This is a genomic window from Modestobacter roseus, from assembly GCF_007994135.1.
GTDB lineage: Bacteria > Actinomycetota > Actinomycetes > Mycobacteriales > Geodermatophilaceae > Modestobacter > Modestobacter roseus.
The window spans coordinates 4,071,560-4,091,570 of record NZ_VLKF01000001.1 but is presented as its reverse complement, the minus strand read 5'-3'; the positions used below and the strand labels follow the sequence as shown (position 1 = coordinate 4,091,570).

At 74.8% G+C, this 20,011-nt stretch carries 19 protein-coding genes; 9 read left to right on the top strand and 10 right to left on the bottom strand.

The features are described from left to right. Window positions 1-67: 67 nt before the first annotated feature. The gene (locus JD78_RS19530; protein ID WP_153360492.1) at window positions 68-1,216 is read right to left on the bottom strand and encodes a glycoside hydrolase family 26 protein; all 1,149 of its coding nucleotides are present in this window, start codon (window positions 1,214-1,216) and stop codon (window positions 68-70) included. A 157-nt stretch (window positions 1,217-1,373) separates the two neighbouring features. On the opposite strand from JD78_RS19530, the gene JD78_RS19525 reads away from it, so the two are divergent. After that, on the top strand, window positions 1,374-2,300 hold the full coding sequence (locus tag JD78_RS19525) for a glycosyltransferase (protein ID WP_153360490.1): 927 nt from the start codon (window positions 1,374-1,376) through the stop codon (window positions 2,298-2,300). Then, window positions 2,297-3,418, top strand: a complete 1,122-nt coding sequence (locus tag JD78_RS19520) for a glycosyltransferase family 4 protein (protein WP_153360488.1) — start codon at window positions 2,297-2,299, stop codon at window positions 3,416-3,418. Before JD78_RS19525 ends, JD78_RS19520 begins: the two co-directional genes overlap by 4 nt. 37 nt (window positions 3,419-3,455) lie before the next feature. Here the strand turns inward: JD78_RS19520 and JD78_RS19515 are convergent, their stop codons facing one another. Further along, the gene (locus JD78_RS19515) at window positions 3,456-4,490 is read right to left on the bottom strand and encodes a glycosyltransferase family 2 protein (RefSeq protein ID WP_166521336.1); all 1,035 of its coding nucleotides are present in this window, start codon (window positions 4,488-4,490) and stop codon (window positions 3,456-3,458) included. A gap of 312 nt (window positions 4,491-4,802) precedes the next feature. Here JD78_RS19515 and JD78_RS21825 point away from each other — a divergent pair, with 312 nt between their 5' ends. After that, entirely contained in the window at window positions 4,803-5,813 is a 1,011-nt protein-coding gene (locus JD78_RS21825; RefSeq protein ID WP_194290473.1) for a hypothetical protein, read from the top strand. A gap of 130 nt (window positions 5,814-5,943) precedes the next feature. Then, a complete protein-coding gene (locus tag JD78_RS19505) occupies window positions 5,944-6,387 on the top strand; it encodes a MerR family transcriptional regulator (RefSeq protein ID WP_228395168.1) in 444 nt (147 codons plus the stop codon). 42 nt (window positions 6,388-6,429) lie between these two features. On the opposite strand, the gene JD78_RS19500 is transcribed toward JD78_RS19505, so the two are convergent. From JD78_RS19500 to JD78_RS19490, 3 genes are read right to left on the bottom strand one after another with little or no spacing between them, the layout of a single operon-like run. Further along, window positions 6,430-7,761 (bottom strand): NAD(P)H-dependent oxidoreductase, encoded by a 1,332-nt coding sequence (locus JD78_RS19500; protein ID WP_194290472.1) that lies wholly within the window; start codon window positions 7,759-7,761, stop codon window positions 6,430-6,432. Next, on the bottom strand, window positions 7,758-8,327 hold the full coding sequence (locus tag JD78_RS19495) for a dTDP-4-dehydrorhamnose 3,5-epimerase family protein (protein ID WP_153360483.1): 570 nt from the start codon (window positions 8,325-8,327) through the stop codon (window positions 7,758-7,760). The genes JD78_RS19500 and JD78_RS19495 overlap by 4 nt, the downstream gene beginning before the upstream one ends. Then, window positions 8,324-9,349 carry an NAD-dependent epimerase/dehydratase family protein gene (locus JD78_RS19490; RefSeq protein WP_153360482.1) on the bottom strand — a complete coding sequence of 342 codons (1,026 nt, stop codon included), beginning with the start codon at window positions 9,347-9,349 and terminating at the stop codon, window positions 8,324-8,326. The genes JD78_RS19495 and JD78_RS19490 overlap by 4 nt, the downstream gene beginning before the upstream one ends. A 191-nt stretch (window positions 9,350-9,540) precedes the next feature. Between JD78_RS19490 and JD78_RS19485 the strand changes: the two genes are divergently transcribed. Together JD78_RS19485 and JD78_RS19480 are read left to right on the top strand one after the other, a co-directional pair. Further along, window positions 9,541-10,344 carry a sugar phosphate nucleotidyltransferase gene (locus tag JD78_RS19485; RefSeq protein WP_153360480.1) on the top strand — a complete coding sequence of 268 codons (804 nt, stop codon included), beginning with the start codon at window positions 9,541-9,543 and terminating at the stop codon, window positions 10,342-10,344. Window positions 10,345-10,348: 4 nt separating this feature from the next. Beyond that, window positions 10,349-11,011, top strand: coding sequence for a PIG-L deacetylase family protein (locus JD78_RS19480; protein WP_153360478.1), 663 nt, complete (start codon window positions 10,349-10,351; stop codon window positions 11,009-11,011). A gap of 55 nt (window positions 11,012-11,066) precedes the next feature. Here the strand turns inward: JD78_RS19480 and JD78_RS19475 are convergent, their stop codons facing one another. The 4 genes from JD78_RS19475 to JD78_RS19460 all read right to left on the bottom strand — a co-directional run bounded on the left by JD78_RS19475 (window position 11,067) and on the right by JD78_RS19460 (window position 15,017). Then, entirely contained in the window at window positions 11,067-11,885 is an 819-nt protein-coding gene (locus JD78_RS19475) for a sugar phosphate nucleotidyltransferase (protein WP_153360476.1), read from the bottom strand. A 147-nt stretch (window positions 11,886-12,032) separates the two neighbouring features. Then, window positions 12,033-13,079, bottom strand: coding sequence for an alpha-hydroxy acid oxidase (locus JD78_RS19470; protein ID WP_166521335.1), 1,047 nt, complete (start codon window positions 13,077-13,079; stop codon window positions 12,033-12,035). Between the two features lie 77 nt (window positions 13,080-13,156). Further along, entirely contained in the window at window positions 13,157-13,516 is a 360-nt protein-coding gene (locus JD78_RS19465; RefSeq protein ID WP_153360474.1) for a hypothetical protein, read from the bottom strand. Further along, on the bottom strand, window positions 13,506-15,017 hold the full coding sequence (locus JD78_RS19460) for a sugar transferase (protein WP_243731089.1): 1,512 nt from the start codon (window positions 15,015-15,017) through the stop codon (window positions 13,506-13,508). Before JD78_RS19460 ends, JD78_RS19465 begins: the two co-directional genes overlap by 11 nt. A gap of 332 nt (window positions 15,018-15,349) precedes the next feature. On the opposite strand from JD78_RS19460, the gene JD78_RS19455 reads away from it, so the two are divergent. From JD78_RS19455 to JD78_RS19445, 3 genes are all read left to right on the top strand, one after another. After that, window positions 15,350-16,492, top strand: a complete 1,143-nt coding sequence (locus tag JD78_RS19455) for a glycosyltransferase (RefSeq protein WP_153360472.1) — start codon at window positions 15,350-15,352, stop codon at window positions 16,490-16,492. Then, window positions 16,489-17,811 carry a glycosyl hydrolase family 28-related protein gene (locus tag JD78_RS19450; protein ID WP_153360470.1) on the top strand — a complete coding sequence of 441 codons (1,323 nt, stop codon included), beginning with the start codon at window positions 16,489-16,491 and terminating at the stop codon, window positions 17,809-17,811. Before JD78_RS19455 ends, JD78_RS19450 begins: the two co-directional genes overlap by 4 nt. Window positions 17,812-18,023: 212 nt before the next feature. Next, window positions 18,024-19,541 (top strand): glycosyl hydrolase family 28-related protein, encoded by a 1,518-nt coding sequence (locus tag JD78_RS19445; RefSeq protein WP_166521334.1) that lies wholly within the window; start codon window positions 18,024-18,026, stop codon window positions 19,539-19,541. 4 nt (window positions 19,542-19,545) lie between these two features. Here the strand turns inward: JD78_RS19445 and JD78_RS19440 are convergent, their stop codons facing one another. Then, a complete protein-coding gene (locus tag JD78_RS19440; RefSeq protein WP_153360466.1) occupies window positions 19,546-20,010 on the bottom strand; it encodes a hypothetical protein in 465 nt (154 codons plus the stop codon). Window position 20,011: the final 1 nt, after the last annotated feature.

Here is a 20,011-nt window from a genome sequence, read left to right as displayed (position 1 = left end):
GGTCAGGGAGCCCAGGTCAGGGAGCCCAGGTCAGGGAGCCCAGGTCAGGGAGCTCAGGTCAGGGAGCTCAGCCGGCCTCGGGGCCGCCGAAGAGCTCGAGGTAGCGCTCACGCGCCCGGGGGAAGTCGTCCCCGAGCAGCTCGTGGGTGCCCTGGGAGTTCGCGTTCTCGAAGTACGCCTGGTACCCGACCCGGTTCTCCGGGTCGGCGATGAACTCCGCCATCTGCTCGATGTAGTAGGGGTTGTCCCCGCCGCCGATGCCGTCGTTGCGCTCCCACACGCCCCACTCGGGCAACGACAGCTGCTTGTCGTGCTGGGCGGCGAACTCGCTCCAGAACCTCAGCCCGCGCTCCCCGCCGTAGATCTCGTCCCGCCAGGCCTCGCGACGGAGCGCGTCGGCGCAGGCCTGGTCGCAGTCGTCGGGGATCGGGTACACGGCGCCGGTGACGTCGTAGGCGTCCACGCCCACGTAGTCGACGTACTCGTCCCCGGGGTAGTAGTCGACGGCGTCGATGCGGCTGGGTCCGTTGTTGACGTTCCAGTCGAAGCGGAACTGCTCCCCGTCGACGCTGCGCATCACGTCGACGATCCGGCGCCAGTAGGCGACCCAGGTGTCCTCGTCCTCGCTGGACCAGACCCAGGAGGGGAGGTTGAACTCCCAGCCGATCCGCAGGATCGCGTCCTCCTGACCGGCGTCGACCAGGCCCTCGGCCAGCGTCTGGAAGTACTCGTCGTACTCGCCCCGGGCACCTGCCTCCAGGGAGGCGTCGACCTCGTCGGGCAGCATCGCGATCCCGAGTACGAGCCGGTACGGCAGCCCCTCCCAGGCGTCGAACTGGTACTGCGGCCGGGAGATGTCCCGCCAGTCCTCGCGCGAGGAGAAGTCGACGGCCAGCTCGACCGGCCGGCCCAGCCACTCCTCGTAGCCCTGCACCGCCTCCGGGTCGGTCTTGCGGAAGACCCCGACGCCCGTGCCCTGCCAGTCGGCCCGGGTGAGCGGGGCCGGGCTCTCGGCGTCCGGCGGCGGCGGGGCGGACACGGGCGGCTGCGGGTCGTCACCGGTCCACCGGACGACGGCCACGACGACCACGACCAGGGCCAGGGCCGCCGCGACGAGCAGCCAGCGGAGCCGGCCACGGGAACGGCCGGGACCGGCCGCGGGCTCGGCGGGCCGGGAGCCGGCCAGGTCGGTGCCGGTGGTGCGGTGCGCGTCCACCGCGCCTCCTCGAGTTGGTCGGGTGCTGACGTCAGCGATCGGGTGAACCTGCCCTCGGCGGCGAGGTGGCACGTTCCGGTACCGGGTACGTTGACCCGAGCGTATTACGCACAGTGACAGCGGTGGGTTCCCCTGCCCGCCAGGGAGGAGTCCACACGTGGCCCGTGCGGCGGAGAACGCCCCCGATCTGACGGTCGTGACGGTTGCCTACCGTAGTCGCGTTCTGGTGGCGGAGCTGCTCGACGGCCTGCCTGCCGAGCTGCCGGTGATCGTCGTCGACAACTCCGACGGCAGCGACGGGCTGCCCGACGTGGTGGCGGCCCGGCCCAACGGCAAGTACCTGGTGGGCGGCGGCGTCGGCTACGCCCGCGCCGCGAACGCCGGTGCCGACGCGGCGACCACCGAGGTCATCGTGTTCGTCAACCCCGACACCCGGCCGACCGCGGCCGACCTGGCCACCCTCGCCGCGGACGTCGCCGGTGACCCGCGCTGCGCGGCCAGCGCCGCGGTGCTCGTCGACCCCGACGGCCGGCCGCGGCTGGGGGTGGGCGGCTGGGAGTTCTCACCGCTGCGGGCCGCCGCCTTCGCGGTCGGGCTGCACAAGGTGCTGCCCCGGGTCGGCCCCTTCGCCCGGCCGGCCGCCGGTGAGCAGCTCGACGTCGACTGGGTCAGCGGCGCGGTGATGGCGATCCGCCGGTCCACCTTCGCCGAGCTGGGCGGGTTCGACGACCGCTACTACGTCTACTGCGAGGACGTCGCCTTCGGCCGGCGGGCCCGCGAGCGCGGGATGTACGAGCGGATGCGGTCCGACGTCGGGGTGCACGGCAGCTCCGGCGGCTCGGGCGCACCGTCGCTGGAGATGATGCGCCTGCGTGGCGCCTCGCTGACCCGCTACGTGCGCCACCACCAGCCGCCGCTGCGGGCGGGGGCGATCAGCGCGTTCATGGCGTTCGGCTACGCGCTGCGGACCGTCGGCCAGCTGGCGCTGCGCAACCGCCGGCGGGCCCGCGAGCACTGGGCCTACGCGGTGGGTCTGGTCACCGCCCGGGCCACGGTGTCCGGCCGGGTCGTCACCGACCGATGACCTCCCCGGCGCAGGAGCGCACGCCCCGGCTGTGGCTGGTCGAGCAGTACGGCCACGGCGGCATCGGCCGCTACGCCGTCGACGTGGCCAACCTCGTCGGCCCGGCGGGCGACACCGTGGTGGCCACCACCGACGGCGGCCCGGTCGGCGGTCTCACCGGCCGCTCGGTCGTCTGGTTCCCCCGGGGGTCCGACAGCCCGGTGGCGAAGGCGCGGGCCGCCGCGACCGGTCTGCTCCGCGCAGCGCGCTCCGTCCGCCGTGGCGACGTCGCCTGGGTGCCGCTGGGGATCCGGCCGGGGTACGAACGGCTGCTGGTGGAGGCGCTGCGGCGGGGTGGTGCCCGGGTGGTGGCCACCGTGCACAACCGGGCCCCGCACGGCAGCTCGGGCAGCTCCGCGACCGTGCTGGCCAGCGCCCGGCGGGCGCACGCGGTGGTGGTGCACACCGACGCCATGGCCGACTGGGCCGCCGAGCACGGGCTCCCCGCCGTGCGGCTGCCCTTCCCGCCGCCGGACATCGCGCCGGGCGCCGTCGCCCTCGGGCCGGTGGAGGCCCGCCGGGTCCGCGACGAGCTGGGCGTGCCCGGCGGCGCCGTCCTGGTCGCCTTCCTGGGCTACCTCTACCCGTACAAGGGCCCCGACGTGCTGCTCACGGCGCTGGCGGAGGCCCGGCGGGACCGGCCCGACCTCGCCGTGCACGTGCTGATGGCCGGCCGGCCGTCACCCGAGCAGGACCTGCCCGAGCTGGTGCGGCGGCTGGGCATCGGGTCGGCGGTGACGCTGCAGCCCGGCTGGCTGGAGGAGTCGCGGATGGCGGAGCTGCTGTCCGCGGCCGACGTCCTGGCCCTGCCCTACCGCCGGATCGACAACTCGGGCATGGCGGCGCTGGGCCGGCGCTGGCAGCTGCCGGCGGTCGCCAGCGAGCTGCCGCTGCTGCGCGACACCTACGGCGACGCCGCCGTGTTCGTCCGCCCCGACGACCCGGCCGATCTGGCCCGGGCCCTGACGGAGCTGCCCGGCCGACTCACCGCGTTGCGGGACGCCGCCGGGCGGATGGGCGCCGAGGACCTGGAGACGCCCTACCGGGCGTTCGTGCGGGACGCGCTCGCCGGCAGCTGACCGGACGGGGGTGCGGCCGGCGCCGCACCCCTGGGGATCAGCCCCGCCGGCCGCGTGCGGCGGCCTGGGCCCGCCGGCCCAGCTGCTGCCAGAAACCGACGCCCCAGCCCAGGTGCATGGCCAGGAAGGCCGGCACGATGTACGGCCGGGCCTCCGGCTCGACCTTCGGCGCCGTCGCCCGGTAGGCGACGGTCAGGGCGACCGCGTAGGGGGCGATCAGCGCGGCCGCGCGGAGCCGGCGGCCGGCGAGCAGTGCACCGGCGGCCAGGGCGCACTCCACGACGAGCGCGGGGGCGGCCAGGTGCCGGGGCCGCACCGACTCGGGGTGCTTGATCGCGACGTTGACCTTGCCGCCGCCGTAGCGCTTGTACTGCTTGGCGAAGTCGCGGATCGACTGCCGGCACTCCCAGTCGATGTGCAGCGCGGGGTCGAACAGGATCGTGTGTCCCGCCTCCCGCACGCGGTGGTCGAACTCGAAGTCCTGGTTGACGCGTAGCTGCTCGTCCCAGCCGCCCACCGCGCGGATCACCGAGACCGGATACGCGCCGAAGGGCACGTGCTCCACGTCGGTGGGGACGGTGCCGTAGTGGTAGGTCGACCCGCCGACCCCGAACCGGGAGGCCATCACGGCGGCGACGGCCTTGCCCGCCGGGGTGCGGCCGATGCCGTCCTTGCGTCCACCGACGCCGCCGTACCGCCCGGTCATCAGGTGGTGGGCCGCCAGCCGGACGTAGTCCGAGGGGACGGCGGCGTGGGCGTCGATGCGCACCAGCCACTCGCCCTTCGCGTGCTCGACGGCGAGGTTGAGCGACACCGGGATCACGCCGACCGGGTTGGTCAGCAGCTCGACCCGGGGGTCACGCGCGGCGTACTCGGCGACGATCGCGGGGGTGGCGTCGTCGGAGGCGCCGTCGACCACGATGACCTGGAGGTTGGCCCAGTCCTGGGCGAGGACGGAGTCGAGGCAGCCCCCGATCGACCGCTCCTCGTTCTTCGCCGGGATGACCACGGTCACCAGCGGCTGGGAGTCCTCGCCGCCCGGGGTGTCGGTGGTCGTCGCCGTGTCGGTCATAGAGCGCATGCCCTCCTCAAACACCCGACCAGGGTGGTCGAAGCCTGCTCGACTCTGCCCGAGGCTCCGCAGGGGGTCAATCGAAGGCCGGGCCGGTCGTGCTGCCGGATGATGCGGCGGCGACCTCCGGCCGCCCGGACCGTGGGCGCCCTGGACGCAGCGTCACACCCCCCGCACCCTGGGCGAACGGCTCTCCGTGTCCATCGCTCCGGCGCGCGCCCCTCGGGTGCGCGCCCCCACAATCAGGCCCCGCTCGTCACCCGTTCGGGTGACCTTGCCCGCACGGACGACACGAGACCCGAGGAGGCCACCGTGGCCCGCCGCCCACCGGATGCCGGCAACGGTCTGCGCTGGACGGAGCGTGGTCCGGCCGCCGATGCGGCGGCCGGCTGCGGCCTGGGAGCCCTGGTCCTGCTGGCGGTGACCGCGGGGATCGGGCCGGCCATGGTGGCCCTCGGCATCACCGCGCTGATCGGCGCGGTCGTCGTCCTGGCGCTGCTCCGGACGCACCGGTTGGCGCCCCGGCGGGGCACCGCCGTCCGGCACCTGGCGACCGGCGGGCTCGCGCTCACCGTCGGCGGGTTGCTGTTGCTCGGCCTGCTGCCGGCCGACGAGCCCGTCCGCGCGACCGCCGCCGAGTCCGACGCCGCACCCCCACCCCCCGCCGGTGGCCCGGTCACCGGCGAGCCGGCCGACGGCAGCGCCGATCCGTCGCTGGCGGAGGCCATCGACGGCGCGACCACACCGGCTCCTCCCGCGGCGGCGCCGGTGGAGGGACCGCTGGCGGGGGGACCGCTGGTGCAGCGGCCACTGGCGGAGGGGCCGCTGGTGGACCGGCCGTCGTTCCCGCGGGCGACCTCCCTGCCCCCGGTCGACCGGCCGCGCACCCCGGCCCCCGCGAGCGCCGCCGCCGGCTCCCCGGCCGCGCCGGGGACCGCGACCCCGGGCGGTGCGTCCGGCAACGGCTCGGTGGCAACGCCGGCCGAGCAGCCGCCGGCCCCCGAGCCCACGCCGGAGCCCAACCCCGAGCCCATGCCCGAGCCAGACCCGGTGCCCACCCCGGAGCCCACCCCGGAGCCGGACCCGGTGCCCACGCCCGAGCCCACGCCCGAGCCGGACCCGGTGCCCACGCCCGAGCCCACGCCCGAGCCGGAGGCGCCGGCGGGGCCCACCGCAGCACCCGTCCCCGACCCGGTGCCGGCCCCGGCCCCGGAGGCCGAGCCGACCACCAGCCGCCAGCCCCTCCCCCCTCCGGAGGAGGTCGAGGAGGGCGACCCGAGCCTGGGCTGGGAGGATCTCCTGGACAGCTTCCTCGACGGCTGACCCGCACCCGGCTCCGCGACCACCCGACCCGCACGCGAGGGCAGGAGCCTGCCACGGCGCGGGCGCCGGGCGGGGGCAGGTGGAGAGCCGGCCCGGTGGGGCCGGTGCGAGGTCGTGGAGGTCCGAGGTCGTGGAGGTCGGAGTGCCGGACGAACGGCTCATGCGGATCGGTGAGCTCGCCGCGCGGGCAGGGATCTCCCTGCCCACGCTCCGGCACTACGACGAGATCGGCCTGCTGATGCCGTCGGCCCGGACGGCGGGCAACTTCCGCCTCTACAGCGAGGCCGACTTCGAGCGCCTGATGGTCATCCGGCGGATGAAGCCGCTGGGCTTCTCGGTGGAGGAGATGCGGGAGCTGCTCCACGTCGTGAGCGGCCTGCGCGCCGCCCGGGCGGCCGCGCTGCCCGAGCCCCCGGAGCTGCGTTCGGTGCTCGAGCAGTTCGTCTCGGCCGCGCACGAGCGGCGGCACCGGCTGCGGCGGCACCTGTCCATGGCCGACGAGTTCATCTCGATCCTGGAGACCGAGGAGACCGCCGCCGCGCCCGGGAGCACCCCGAGCTCGACGGCGTCCTGACCGGCGCGCCGGCCGGGACCCCGCGGGCCCCGGCCGGCGACCTCAGTTCTGCCCGGCGGCAGCCGGCCGCGCGCTGGTGGCCGCGGCGCTGCCGAAGAACAGCTCGTCCTGCTCGGCCCGCAGCCGGTCGACGAGCCGGCCCGCGGGGAGCTCGACGTCGGCGTAGCCGATGACCTCGTCCTTGCGGACGTCGCGCAGCAGCCGGGCACCCTCGGCCAGACCGAGCGGCAGCAGCCGGTCGGTGTGGGTGACGTCGGCCCGCTCGGCCTCGCCGTAGTAGTGGTAGCCGCCGGGCCGGTCCAGCTCGGTGCCGGCCGTCAGGTCGGTCTTCGCCATCGTGACGACGTCGACCTGCGGGGCACCGGCCGGGCGAATCGCCGGGTCGCCGAGCAGGGCGGCCCGGGCCACCGTGATCGGCACCTCGAAGTGGCAGAGGTGGTAGGGCGTGTAGAAGCTGTACAGCGGCCCGGTGCCCAGCTTGTAGAGCTCCAGGTAGTGCTGCTGCTTCGGGTCGTCGTGCTCGCCGAGCACGTAGATCCCCGGGCCGGGCTGGGAGCCGACGACGTAGTCGACCGCCCCGCCGAGGGCGCGCAGCTCGTCGACGTCGTACATGCCGGTGAGCTCGTCGACGTGGCCCCGGTGGTCGCGGCCGAGCATGCCGCGCCGGTGCACGCTGAACCCGGCGGCGTTGGCGACCAGCGCCTCCTCGACGCTCACCTTGGTGCCGTCGGCGAAGCTGGTGACCATCCACGGGTCCTGGCCCCAGCGCTTCGCGAACCCCTCCTGGGTGGTGGGGTTGCGGTAGGGGTCCTGCAGGCCCTTGATGTTGCCGGCCACCAGCGGGCGCAGCCCGATCTGCCGGACGAAGCGGATCAGGTTCATCTGCACGGCCGGCTGGTCGCCGTCCGCCCCGGTGTAGACCACCCCGGCCGCGTCGGCCTTGGTGGCCAGCAGCGGCCCGAGCGTGGCGTCGACCTCGGCGTTGAGCAGCACCAGGTGCTTGCCACCGGCGAAGGCGGCCAGCGCCAGCTCCGCGCCGAAGGCGACCGCGCCGGTCGCGTCGACGATCACGTCGACCCGGTCGCTGGTCGTGAGCAGGGTGGGGTCGTCGGTGACGGCGACCTGACCGGCCGCGGCCAGCCGGTCGACGTCCGCCACGCTCTCGGCGGCCGCGGGCGACCCGCCGGCGGTGGTGACGGCCTCGTGGGCCTTGGCCGGGGTGCGGTTGGCGACCGCGACCAGCTGCATGCCCGGGGTGCTGTTGAGCACCTGGTTGATCAGGCCGCGGGCCATGAAGCCGGCGCCGACCAGGCCGAGCCCGACCGGCCGCCCCTCGGTCTGCCGCTGGGCGAGCAGCGAGTCGACGACGATCACGACGGCACCCCCGCCGCGAAGCGCTCGGCGTTGGCGTCGGCGTCGAACGGCGCCCAGCCGGCGTCCTTGTCCGAGATCACCGAGACCGGCAGCGGCCAGGAGACGCCGAAGGCCGGGTCGTCGTACCGGAAGCCCATCTCGGCGCCGGGGGCGTAGGGCACGCTCACCATGTAGAGCACCTCGGTGTCGTCGGTGAGGGTCTGGTAGGCGTGCGCCAGGTGCGGCGGCAGGTAGAGCGCCGACCGGTTGTCCGCGGTCAGCTCGACGGCCACGTGCTGGAGGTACGTCGGCGACTCCGGTCGGACGTCGACGGCGACGTCGACGATCGCCCCGCGGGTGCAGCGGATGAACTTCGCCTCGGGGTGCCCGGGCAGCGAGAGGTGCAGGCCGCGCAGCGTGCCCGCCCGGTGGTTGAACGACACGTTGCACTGCGCCACCTCGGGCCGCATGCCGTGCGCGGCGAACTCGGCGGTGTCGTAGGACCGGGCGAAGAACCCCCGGTCGTCGCTGTGCGGCTCCAGGTCGACGAGGTACACCCCGTCGACGGCCTGCGGCGTGTACTTCACGGCGCAGCCCAGTACAGGTCGCTGTCGACCTGGTGGGTGCGCATCAGGTACTCGATCTGCTTCAGGCGGGTGTGGCCGCGGCCGGTGAAGGTGGCCTCGTCCATGTCGATCGACTGGAACACCTTGTGCAGCTGGGCGGCGCCGGCCTTGGCGTCCCAGTCGGTGTCGTAGCCGGGCAGGACCTCGCGGATCTTGTCGAAGGCCACCCGGTAGCTGCGGTTGTCCGCGCTCGGGTCGCCGAAGGTGAGCTCGCAGCCGGGGAACTCGGCCGCGACGATCTCGGCGATGTCGCGCACGCGGTAGTTGTTGGCCTCGCTGCCCACGTTGAAGACCGCGCCGTGCACCCGCTCGCGGGGGCTCTCCAGCGTCATCCGGATGGCCTTGGCGATGTCGAGGGCGTGCACCAGCGGGCGCCACGGCGACCCGTCGCTGGTCATGGCGATCTTGTTGGTGGTCCAGGCCAGGCCGGAGAGGTTGTTCAGCACGATGTCGAAGCGCATCCGCGGGCTGGCGCCGAACGCCGTCGCGTTGCGCAGGAACGTCGGCGAGAAGTCGTCGGTGGCCATCGCGCCGACGTCGCCCTCCACCAGCGCCTTGCAGCGGGCGTAGGAGGTCTGCGGGTCGACCGGGCTCGACTCGTCGACGACGCCCTCGGCCACGCCGTACACGCTGCAGGAGCTCATGTAGACGAAGCGGGACACCCCGGCCGCCTTGGCCTGCTCGGCGAGGTGGACCGAGCCGCGGTGGTTGATGTCGTAGGTGATGTCGCCGATCAGGTCGCCGATCGGGTCGTTGGACAGCTCCGCCATGTGCACGATCGCGTCGACGCCCTCGAGGTGCTCGCGGCCGAGCCGGCGGATGTCGAGCGCCAAGGTCTCGGGGACCCGGTCCAGGCCGGGGTAGAGCCAGCCGTGCTTGTAGTACCCGGTGTCGACCCCGACCACGTCGTGGCCGGCCCGGAGCAGCTCCTGTGCGGTGAGGCAGCCGAGGTAGCCCTCGGTGCCGGTGACCAGTACGCGCACGTTCGTCCTCACGTCGTCCTCGCTGGGTGGACGACGCTACCGCGCACCTCCCCCGTTCGTATGACTCTGGGTGACGATCACCCGATAGGTTGGTGTCCGTGACACGCGTCATGCGGACATGTCATCATCGCCAGTGACTGTGCGTAGTCGACCCCTCGCGCTGCGCGCTGTCGTGCCAACGGAGGTGCCCGGTGAAGGTCGTGCTGTTCTGCGGTGGCTACGGCATGCGGATGCGGGACGACGTCGACGACGTGCCCAAGCCGATGCAGCTGATCGGCGACCGCCCGCTGCTGTGGCACGTCATGCGCTACTACGCCCACTTCGGGCACACCGAGTTCGTGCTCTGCCTGGGGTACGGCGCCCACCACGTCGTCCGCTACTTCCGCGACTACGACGAGACGCTGTCCAACGACTTCGTGCTGCGCCGGGGCGGTGCGGAGATCCAGATGCTGAGCACCGACATCTCCGACTGGACCATCACGTTCGCGCACACCGGGCTCGACACCCCCATCGGTGAGCGGCTGCGCCGGGTGCGGTCGTTCGTGCAGGACGACGACGTCTTCGCCGCCAACTACGCCGACGTGCTCACCGACGCCCCGCTGGACGAGATCGAGGCGGCCTTCCACGCGCGCGGGGCCATCGGCAGCCTGCTCGCCGTGCCGCCCCAGGCGGCGTTCCACATGGTCGAGTCCGACGCCGACGGCTGGGTGCAGGGGATCTCCTCGGTCTCCTCGCTCGGGGTGGAGGAGAACGGCGGCTACTTCTTCTTCACCCCGGAGGTCTTCGACTTCCTCGGCGAGGGCGAGGACCTCGTCACCGACGCGCTGCCGCGGATCGCCGCCCGGCGCCGGCTGCTGGCCTGGAGCCACCACGGCTTCTGGAAGCCCGCGGACACGGTGAAGGAGCGCAGCGAGCTCGACACGCTGGCCCGCCACCACGACCGACCCTGGGCGCTGTGGAACGAGGCCCGGCCGGCCGCCCCCCGGGGCAGGTGACCCGGTGCTCGCCCTCGTCCCCGCGAACGGCCGCCCGCTCCGCCTCGCCCTGCTCGGGGCGCACTGCGACGACGTCGAGATCGGCTGCGGCGGCGTGCTGCTGGACCTGGCCGACCGGGGCGCGCTGGACCGGGTCGACGTCCTGGTGGCCACCTCGACGCCGGCGCGGGAGGCGGAGTGCCGGGCCAGCCTCGCCGGCTTCCTCGGCACCGCGCCGCACGCGGTCCGGTTCGGCGGGCTGCCCGACGGTCGGCTGCCGGGGCACTGGGACGCCATCAAGACCCTGCTGGACGCCTTCGCCCGGGACACCCGGCCCGATGTCGTGTTCGCGCCGTCGCCGCAGGACGCGCACCAGGACCACCGGCTGCTGGGCGAGCTGGTGCGCACCGCGTTCCGCGACCACCTGGTGCTGCACTACGAGATCCCGAAGTGGGACGGCGACCTGGGGGCGTCGCGCCCGCAGGTGCACTGGCCGCTCACCGAGGAGCTGGTGCAGCGGAAGTTCGCGCTGCTGGACGAGCACTACCCGTCCCAGCGTGGCCACGACTGGTGGCGGGCCGACACCTTCGCGGCGCTGAGCCGGCTGCGCGGGGTCGAGTGCCGCAGCCCGCACGCCGAGGCGTTCTCCTGCCCGGCCCTGGTGCTGCGGCCGGGCAGCACCGGCTGACCGACGCGGCGGCGCGACCCGAGGGCCGCGCCGCCGCGTGCTCGGACGGACGGGCTCAGTCGGACCAGACCTTCCACTCCGCCTGACCGGCGTCCCAGAGGCTGTTGAGCTCCTTCCAGTCGCGGAAGGTGTCCATGCCCATCCAGAAGCCCTCGTGCCGGTGCACGCCCAGCTGGCCGTCGCGGGCGAGCTTCTGCAGCGGCGCGTGCTCGAGCATCTCCTCGACGGCGTCGGCGTCCAGGTAGCGGTCGACGAACTCCCGCTCGAAGAAGAAGAAGCCACCGTTGACGTAACCGGTCTGCGACTGCTTCTCGTTGAACGCGGTGACCGCGTCGCCCTCGAGCACCATCTCGCCGTACCGGCCGGCGGGGTGCACCCCGGTCAGGGTGCCCAGCTTGCCGGAGGCGGTGTGCGCGGCCAGCGTGGCGGCCAGGTCGACCGCGCCGATGCCGTCGCCGTAGGTCAGGGCGAACCGCGGCGCGTCGAGGTACTGGCCCACCCGGGCGATGCGGGCGCCGGTGGCGGAGGTGAGACCGGTCTCCGCGAAGGTGATCTCCCAGTCCTCCTCGGCCACGTTGGTGTGGAACTCCAGCTCGTGGCTGCCGCGCATCCGGAGCGTGAAGTCGTTCATCCGCGCCCGGTGGTCGACGAAGTACTCCTTGATCATGTCGCCCTTGTAGCCCAGGCAGAGCACGAAGCGCCGGAAGCCGAAGTGGCTGTAGGTCTTCATGATGTGCCACAGCACCGGCCGTCCGCCGATGTCGACCAGGCCCTTGGGCAGCTGCTCGCTGGCCTCGCGGAGCCGGGTGCCCATCCCTCCGCACAGGATCACGACCGGGATGTCGGCCGGCGCCACGTCCGGGTACTCGCTCATCTGACCTCCTCGAGGTGTGTCTCGACGTCGGAACCTAGGGTCCGGGGCCGCCGAACGGGAACGCGGGGTCCGCGATCGGGTGACGGCCGCCGGCCGCCACTCCGCACCTCGGTGACCACCTGTACGGCGACCGTCACTGCCCGCCCATCACAGCCGAATGACCATGCTGCTGTCCAGCTCGGCGATCCGGGCGGCGCCGGCGACGGCCAGCACGTGCCGGAGGTCCTCGGCCAGCGCGTCCAGCGCGGCGGCGACCGCCTCCGCTCCCCCGGCGGCCAGCGCCCACAGCAGCGGGCGACCCACGAGCACCGCGTCGGCGCCCAGCGCCAGCGCCAGCAGCGCATCGGTGCCGGTGCGGATGCCGCCGTCCACCAGCACCGGCGCCCGGCCCGCGACCGCGGTGACGACGTCGGCCAGCGCGAGCGCGCTCGGCAGCGCGCGGTCCAGCTGCCGGCCACCGTGGTTGGAGACGACCACCCCGGCGGCGCCGGCGTCCAGGCAGCGCACCGCCTCGTCGCCGCGCAGCACGCCCTTGACCAGCACCGGCAGGCCACTGACCTCGGCGAGCTCGGCGATGTAGTCGGGGGTCATCGACGGGTCCTGCTCGGCGGCCTCGCGGGCCACCGTGCCCGGCACCAGGTGCTGGGCGAGGTTGACCAGGAACTGGTCGTCGGGCACCGCGATGCGGACGCCGCTCACCTTCCCCTTGCGCCCGACGTAGGGGGTGTCGACGGTGAGCACGATCGCGCCGGCGCCGGCGTCGGCCGCCCGCCGCACGAGCGCGTGGGTGAGCGCGCGGTCGCGCATGCCGTAGGCCTGGAACCACCAGGGGGCGGTGGCCGCGGCCGCGACCTCCTCGATCCGCCGGGAGGACCGGGTGGACAGGACGCCGAGCGCGCCCGCCCGCCCGGCCCCGGCGAAGGTCTCGCACTCACCGTCGGGGTGGGCGAGGGCGTGGAAGGCCATCGGCGCGACGACGAACGGCGAGGACACCCGGGCGCCGAGCAGCTCGACGTTGAGGTCGACGGTGGAGACGTCGTGCAGCACCCGCGGGCGCAGCCGGAAGGAGCCCCAGGCCGCCTCGGCCTCACCCACCGTCACCTCCTGCCCGGAGCCGGCGGAGTAGTAGTCGAAGACAGCGGGCTCGAGGCGGTCGCGGGCGGCCTCGAGCTGCTCGGCGAGCAGCGACAGCATGCGGGGTGTCGGCGAGCCGGGCCGGCGGGCGGCGGCTCCCCGGCCTCCTTCCGGTCCGTGGGCGGGGGACCCGCACGCTACTGCGCGTGACGTCCGGACAGGTCGGCCGTCCGCGCCGGGCCCTCCGCGCGTAGGTCGACGACGGCGGATGACGCCCCGGCCGGCGCCGTCGGGAGGTCCTCGCCAGGACGTGGCGCCCGGTCGGGCAGGGCGGTGACCAGCAGCAGGGCCAGCAGCGACACCGCCCAGCCGGCGAAGACGAACAGGTCGCCGAGGTGCACGCCGTGGTTGTAGCTGAGGGCCAGCACGACCGGGCCCTCCTTGCGGTGGGTGCCGGTGATCAGCAGGAACGCGAAGCCGGTCAGCACCACGGCGACGACGCCCGCGGCGGCCCAGCGGATCAGGTTGCGCGCACCGGCCCGGGGCTCAGTAGGCACCCGAGCCGCGGACGACGGCGCCCACCGTCTTGGTCAGGATCATCAGGTCGAAGGTGAGCGACCAGTTCTCCACGTACCGGACGTCGATGCGCACCGAGTCGTCCCAGGAGAGGTTGGACCGGCCGCTGACCTGCCACAGCCCGGTGATGCCCGGCTTGACCAGCAGCCGGCGGCGCATGTCGAAGCCGTACTGCTCGACCTCGCGGGTGACGTGCGGCCGGGGCCCGACCAGCGACATCGTGCCGCCGAGGACGTTGAACAGCTGGGGCAGCTCGTCGAGGGAGTAGCGGCGCATGACCCGGCCGATGGAGGTGACCCGGGGGTCGCGCTTCATCTTGAACTGGACGTCGTTGCCCTCGTTCTGCGCCATCAGCTCGGCCATCTTGGCGTCCGCGTCGGGCACCATGCTGCGGAACTTGTAGACGTGGAACGGCGTGCCCGCACGGCCGATCCGCTCGTGCTTGAAGAGCACCGGACCGCGGCTGGTGAGCTTGACGGCCAGGGCCAGCCCGACCAGCACGGGCAGCAGGACGACGACGGCGAGGAAGGCCGCCGACCGGTCGAAGACGTCCTTGGTGACCCGGCGGATGCCGCGGAACTCCGGGCGCTCCAGGTGCAGCAGCGGCAGCCCGTTGACCGGCCGGATGCCGACCCGCGGGCCGGCGACCTCGGTGACGGCGGGGGCCAGCAGCAGCTCGGCCTCGGTGGTCTCCAGCTCCCAGCCCAACCGGCGCAGCGCGGCGCCGTCGAGCTCCGGGGAGGGCAGCACGGCGACGGTGTCGACCTCGTAGCGGCGCACGACGTCGACGATCTCGGAGAAGTCGCCGAGGATCGGCAGCCCGTCGAAGACGACGTCTTCGGCGCCGTCGCCGGCGCGGGGAAGGCAGACGCCGATGACCCGCAGCCCGTGCCGGGCCTGCCGCTCGAGCTGGGCGTGCAGCTCGGCGGTGCCGTTGCGGTGGCCGACCAGGATGGCGGTCTGCTGGTAGCGGCCGTGGGCGCGCTGGCGGTGCACCCAGACCCGCTCCAGGTAGCGGTGCAGCAGGGTCAGCGCGGTGGCCAGCGGCAGCGCCACGACGACGAAGCTGCGGGCGAGCTCGAGCTTGAAGGCCCAGGAGACGGTGCCGACGGCGGCCAGCAGCAGCACCGCGGCGGAGAAGACCCGGCGGAACTCCTCGGGCCCGACCCAGAGGAAGCGCTGCTCGTAGGTGCGGGCCAGCGTCATCGCGGCGACCCAGACCACCGGGAGGACGAGCAGCGTCCACGGGGTGCCGTTGTCGGCGAGCGGGCCGGTCTCCGGCTGCAGCCGGCCGAACCAGGCGGCGACGAGGGCGAGCACCAGGTCGCCGGCGACGATGCGGCGGACGTAGGTCTGCTGCCAGGCGCGACGGGCTTCGGTCCCCTCGCCCCGCAGTCGCGGCGCCGAGAACCGCCGGCGGTTCCCGGTCGTCGTCGCAGGGAGAGAGGTGTCCACCTCGTCTGCGCTGTCCAGCAGTGACACGGAGTAGCCCCCAGGGCGGGTCGGGTCGCACGGCTGCAAGCGCGTGCACGGGCTGCCGGGGAACCTCGCTGTTCGTCCGACCGGGGCCGAACGTACGGGTGTTGCGGACGGCCCGCGCGCCGGAACGGGGACGTGCACGGTGCGGCCCCCCGCCGATCAGCCGCATCCGCACACGCTGACCTCAGCTCGGCGTCACGGACGGTGACGGCGCGCAGTGGCGGACACCGAGATGCCGAGAGCAGGACACACAAAGGCCATCTGGTGAGATCTGTCACCGAAAGAATTCACCTGCTGGCCAGGCGCCAGGCCGAGGCCTGGGTGAAGCTCGCCCGGTGAACGCTGCTCTCGAGGCCCTCGACGCGGACGCGACCTCCGGAGGCGGTGTCCGCATCCTGCACGTCAGCCAGCCGGTCGAGGCCGGGGTGGCCCGCGTCGTGGCCGGTCTGGTGGCCGACCAGCGGGCCCGCGGCTGGGACGTCGCGGTGGCCTGCCCGCCGCAGGGCTGGCTGGCCGACCAGGTGCGCGCGACCGGCGCCCGGCTGGTGCCGTGGCGGGCCACCCGCGCCCCGGGGCCGACCGTGCCGGCCGAGGCGCTGGCGCTGCGCCGCGTGGTCCGGGACACCGACCCGCAGCTGGTGCACCTGCACAGTTCCAAGGCGGGGCTGGCCGGCCGGCTGGCGCTGCGCGGCTCCCGGCAGACGGTCTTCCAGCCCCACTCGTGGTCGTTCGAGGCGGTGACCGGGCCGCTGCAGGCCGCCTGCCGCATGTGGGAGCGCGCCGCGCAGCGCTGGACGCACCTCACCGTCAACGTCAGCGAGGCCGAGCGCAGCAGCGGCCGCGCCGCCGGTGTCGCCGGTGCGTCCGTGGTCGTGCCCAACGGCGTCGACCCCACCCGCTGGACACCGGGTGACCGGGCGACGGCCCGGCGCGAGCTGTCCTTCCCCGACCCGGCCGCACCGACCGTCGTCTGCGTGGGCCGGCTGGCCCGGCAGAAGGGCCAGGACCTGATGCTGGCGGCCTGGCCCGCGGTGCGCGCGGCCGTGCCCGGCGCCCGGCTGGTGCTGATCGGCGATGGCCCGGACGAGGCGCAGCTGCGCGCGCAGGCCGACGAGTCGGTCACCATCGTCGCGGGCCAGCAGCTCGAGCTCTGGTACGCCGCCGCCGACGTCGTCGCGGTGCCCTCCCGCTGGGAGGCGGGGCTGCCGCTGGTGGCGATGGAGGCGATGGCCTCCGAGCGCGCGCTGGTCGCCTTCGACGTCGCCGGCATCGGCAGCTCGCTGGACGGCGCCGGCGCCGCCGTCCCGGCGTTCGAGGTGCCTGCCCTGGCCGCGCAGCTGGTCATCCGCCTGCTCGACCCGAAGCTGGCCGCGAAGGAGGGCGCGGTGGGCCGCGACGTGGCGACCACCCGGTTCTCCGCCGCCACCTCCCAGGCGGCCACCGCCGCCCAGTTGCTGGGCCTGCGGCAGCGCACGTGACGTCCCCGGCCGCCCTCCCCCGGCCTGTCGCCCCCTCGGTGGGGCACCTGGGGCTCGCCGGCGTGCTCGCCCTGGCCCTGGCCGCCCTGGCGTCGACCGGGGCGCCCGGTGGGGGCGACCGGGTGGCGCCGACGCCGGCCGCGGTCGACGCGCCGCACGCGCGGCCGGACCCGCCCTCCGGTGGCCGCCTGCTGGCCGGGCTGGTGAGCGGGGCGGCGGTGGCGGGCGCCGCCGCCGTCGCGGCCGGGGCGTCGTGGCCGGTGCCGGTCGAGTCCTTCGGCGCGGTCGGGGACGGCGTCACCGACGACACGGCGGCGCTGCAGGAGGCCTTCGACTCCGTACCGCCCGGGACCACACTCGTGCTGCGCAGCGGTGCCGCGTACCTGCACTCGGCGGTGCTCACCGTGGACACGGCGGACACCACCCTCTCCGGCGACGGCGCCACCCTGGTGGCCGGCGACGAGCAGGCCTCGACCCTGCAGGTGGCGGCCGACGGCGTCACCGTCGAGGGGCTGACCCTCACCACGCCGGAGATCTCGCAGCGGTGGGACCCGTTCGAGACGACCGGGGTGTGGGTGACCGGCGATTCCGCCGTCCTGCGCGACGTGCACGTGCGCGGCGCGGGCGGCGCCGGCATCGCGGTCACCGACGGCGCCCGGGACTTCCTGCTCGACCACGTCACGGTGGCCGACAGCCGCGCCGACGGCATCCACATGACCGGAGCCGTGCAGGACGGCCGGGTGGTCTCCCCGGTCACCACCAACACCGGCGACGACGGGGTGGCGGTGGTGTCGTACCGGAAGGACGGCGCCCCCAGCGAACGGGTGAGCATCGAGTCGCCCACGGTGAACGGCACGACCTGGGGCCGCGGGGTCACGGTGGTGGGCGGCAACGACATCACCTACACCGACGTGACCGTCCGGGACACCGACGCGGCCGGGGTGTACGTGGGCAGCGAGGGTGATCCGTACTGGACCTACCCGGCGGTCGGCGTCCTGGTCGACGGCGGCACGGTCACCGGCGCCAACGAGAACCCGGACACCGACCACGGCGCCGTCCTGGTCTTCGCGGGCAACCCCGGCACGACCACGGCCGACGTGACCGTCCAGGGGCTGACGATCAGCGGCACGCGCAGCAGCGCCCCCTGGGACACCGGTGTCCTCGTCGCACCCGGCGCCGACGCCGAACAGGTGACCTTCACCGACCTGGCGCTCGACGCCGGGCCGGAGGCCCCCTTCTGGACCAACGAACCGTCGGCGGTGCAGGTGTCGGACGTGACGGTCGACGGAGCCGAGGTGCCCGCGTCGCAGGGCGGGTGACCCCGCGCCACCGGGCCCCGGCGGGCTGTGACTCACGGGACTGCAGCGCAGTGTGACGACTCGTTCACCTGCCGTCCTCGCTTCTGCCCGGTGCGGCGCTCATGCTGGAGCGGTCACGGGACGTCGCCGTCCGGTCACCCCGCGCTGCTGACGGGTCGGCCGGCCGGTGGGTGCGGTCCCGGCCCGCTCGCCATCGGCTCGTTGGAGGCCTCATGCCCGCGTCCGCCCAGGACCTCCCGGACGAGCCGGCTCGTGGGGACACCGCCCGCCGGTGGGGCACCGCCCGCCGCCTGGCCGGGGTCAGCACCGCGCTGCTGCTGTGCGTCGCCGCCGTCACCGGCACCGCGGCGTGGGCGGGCGGGGACACCTCGGCCGCCGACGCCCGGGCCGCGGACCCGCCGGCCGCCGAAGCGACCGCCCGCACCGCCCCCACCACCCCCGCGCTTGCGCGCGATCAAGCACCCGCGCCTTCGCGCGCACAAGCACCGGCGACGGCCGCCGGGACCGCTGCCGCGCAGGCCGGGCAGGCGATCGCCCGAGCGCTCCCGAGCAACCCTCCGGCGTCGACCGCGCCGGGCACCACCTCCCCGGGTCCAGCGTCCGCGCCTACCGCCGCCGCGGCCGCCTCGACCGCGCCCGCGATGGCCGCGCTCCCGGCCGGCACCCGGACGGCGTACGTCGACCAGTTCGGCGCGGTCGGCAACGGGGTCACCGACGACACCCGGGCGCTGCAGCGGGCGTTCGACACCGTGCCCAGCGGCACCACGCTGGTGTTCCGTCCCGGCGCCACCTACCTGCACTCCGACGTGCTGCGGGTGACCCGGCCGGGCCTGACGCTGGTCGGCACCGGGTCGACGCTGACCGCCACCGAGGAGACCCGCTCGGCGGTGCACGTCTCCGGCGACCGGGTGAGCCTCACCGGGCTGACCCTGACGCTGGCCACCTCGACGCAGCGCTTCCACGCCTACGAGCAGATGAAGCTGCGCGTCTCCGGCGACGACGTGGTGCTGCGCGACGTGCACGTGCGCGGCGCGGCCGCGGCCGGCATCTACGTCGGCAACGGGGCGGCGCGCTTCCTGCTGGACCGCGTGACCGTGACCGACAGCCGGGCCGACGGCGTGCACGTCACCGGCGGCGCGCGCGACGGCCGGGTGGTCTCCCCGGTCACCACCAACACCGGCGACGACGGCGTCGCGGTGGTCTCCTACCGGGCCGACGGCCGGCCGGTGGAGCGGGTGCGGATCAGCTCACCGCGGGTGAACGGCACCACCTGGGGCCGGGGCATCTCGGTGGTCGGCGGCACCGACATCACCTACACCGACGTCGACGTGCGCGACACCGACGCCGGCGGGGTCTACCTGGGCAGCGAGGGCGACCCGTACTGGACGTTCCCGTCGGTGCGGGTGCTGGTCGACGGCGGCCGGGTGACCGGGGCGAACACCAACCCGGACAAGGACCACGGCGCGGTGATCGTCTACGCCGGCAACCCCGGGACGACGACCGCCGACGTCACCGTGCGGCGCCTGACGATCGCCGGCACCCGGGCCACCGCCCCGTGGGACGTCGGGGTGCTGGCCGGGCCGGGCGCCACGGTGACCCGGGTGACGCTCACCGACCTGACGCTGACCGACGGCGCGCGGTCGCCGTTCTGGACCAACGTGCCCGCCGCCGTCCGGCTGGTCGGGGTGCGCGACGACGGCGTCGCGGTGGCGAACCGCCTCGGCTGGTGACCGGTCAGCCCGCGCGGCGACCGTAGGCGTGCGCCCGGGCCACCCAGGCCGACAGCACGGTGACCGCCGCCTCGTCGGGCAGCCCGGCGGGGCGGTGCGCGAGCGGCACCGGCGGGCCCCAGCGGGTCCAGCGCTCGGCGAGCTCGGCGGGGAGCAGCAGCAGGCTGGTGGCCGCGGACCGGCGCAGCTCGCGGGCCCAGGCGGTCGGGCGGGTGAGCACGGTGCGCACGTCGGCCGCATCCAGCACGACGACGGTGGGCCGCCGTCCGGCGAGCTCGTCGCGCGCGGCGCCGGCGGTCAGGCCCCAGAGCACCACCGTGTCGGCGTCGTCGGCCCCGTCGGTGACCGTCCACCCGGCGGCGGACTGCAGCCGGGCGACCTCGGCGGCCAGCGGCGCGGCCGCGCCGGTCGCCACGTGCGCGACGGTGAGCGCCTCCCCGTAGACGGGGGTGGCGAGGATGGTGGTCACG

What these genes read in the sequence shown, in the direction of transcription:
- JD78_RS19520 (WP_153360488.1), top strand. Translation starts at nt 2,297, where the DNA reads ATGACCTCCCCGGCGCAGGAGCGCACGCCCCGGCTGTGGCTGGTCGAG.
- JD78_RS19515 (WP_166521336.1), bottom strand. Translation starts at nt 4,490, where the DNA reads ATGACCGACACGGCGACGACCACCGACACCCCGGGCGGCGAGGACTCC.
- JD78_RS19475 (WP_153360476.1), bottom strand. Translation starts at nt 11,885, where the DNA reads ATGAGCGAGTACCCGGACGTGGCGCCGGCCGACATCCCGGTCGTGATC.
- JD78_RS19470 (WP_166521335.1), bottom strand. Translation starts at nt 13,079, where the DNA reads ATGCTGTCGCTGCTCGCCGAGCAGCTCGAGGCCGCCCGCGACCGCCTC.
- JD78_RS19445 (WP_166521334.1), top strand. Translation starts at nt 18,024, where the DNA reads ATGCCCGCGTCCGCCCAGGACCTCCCGGACGAGCCGGCTCGTGGGGAC.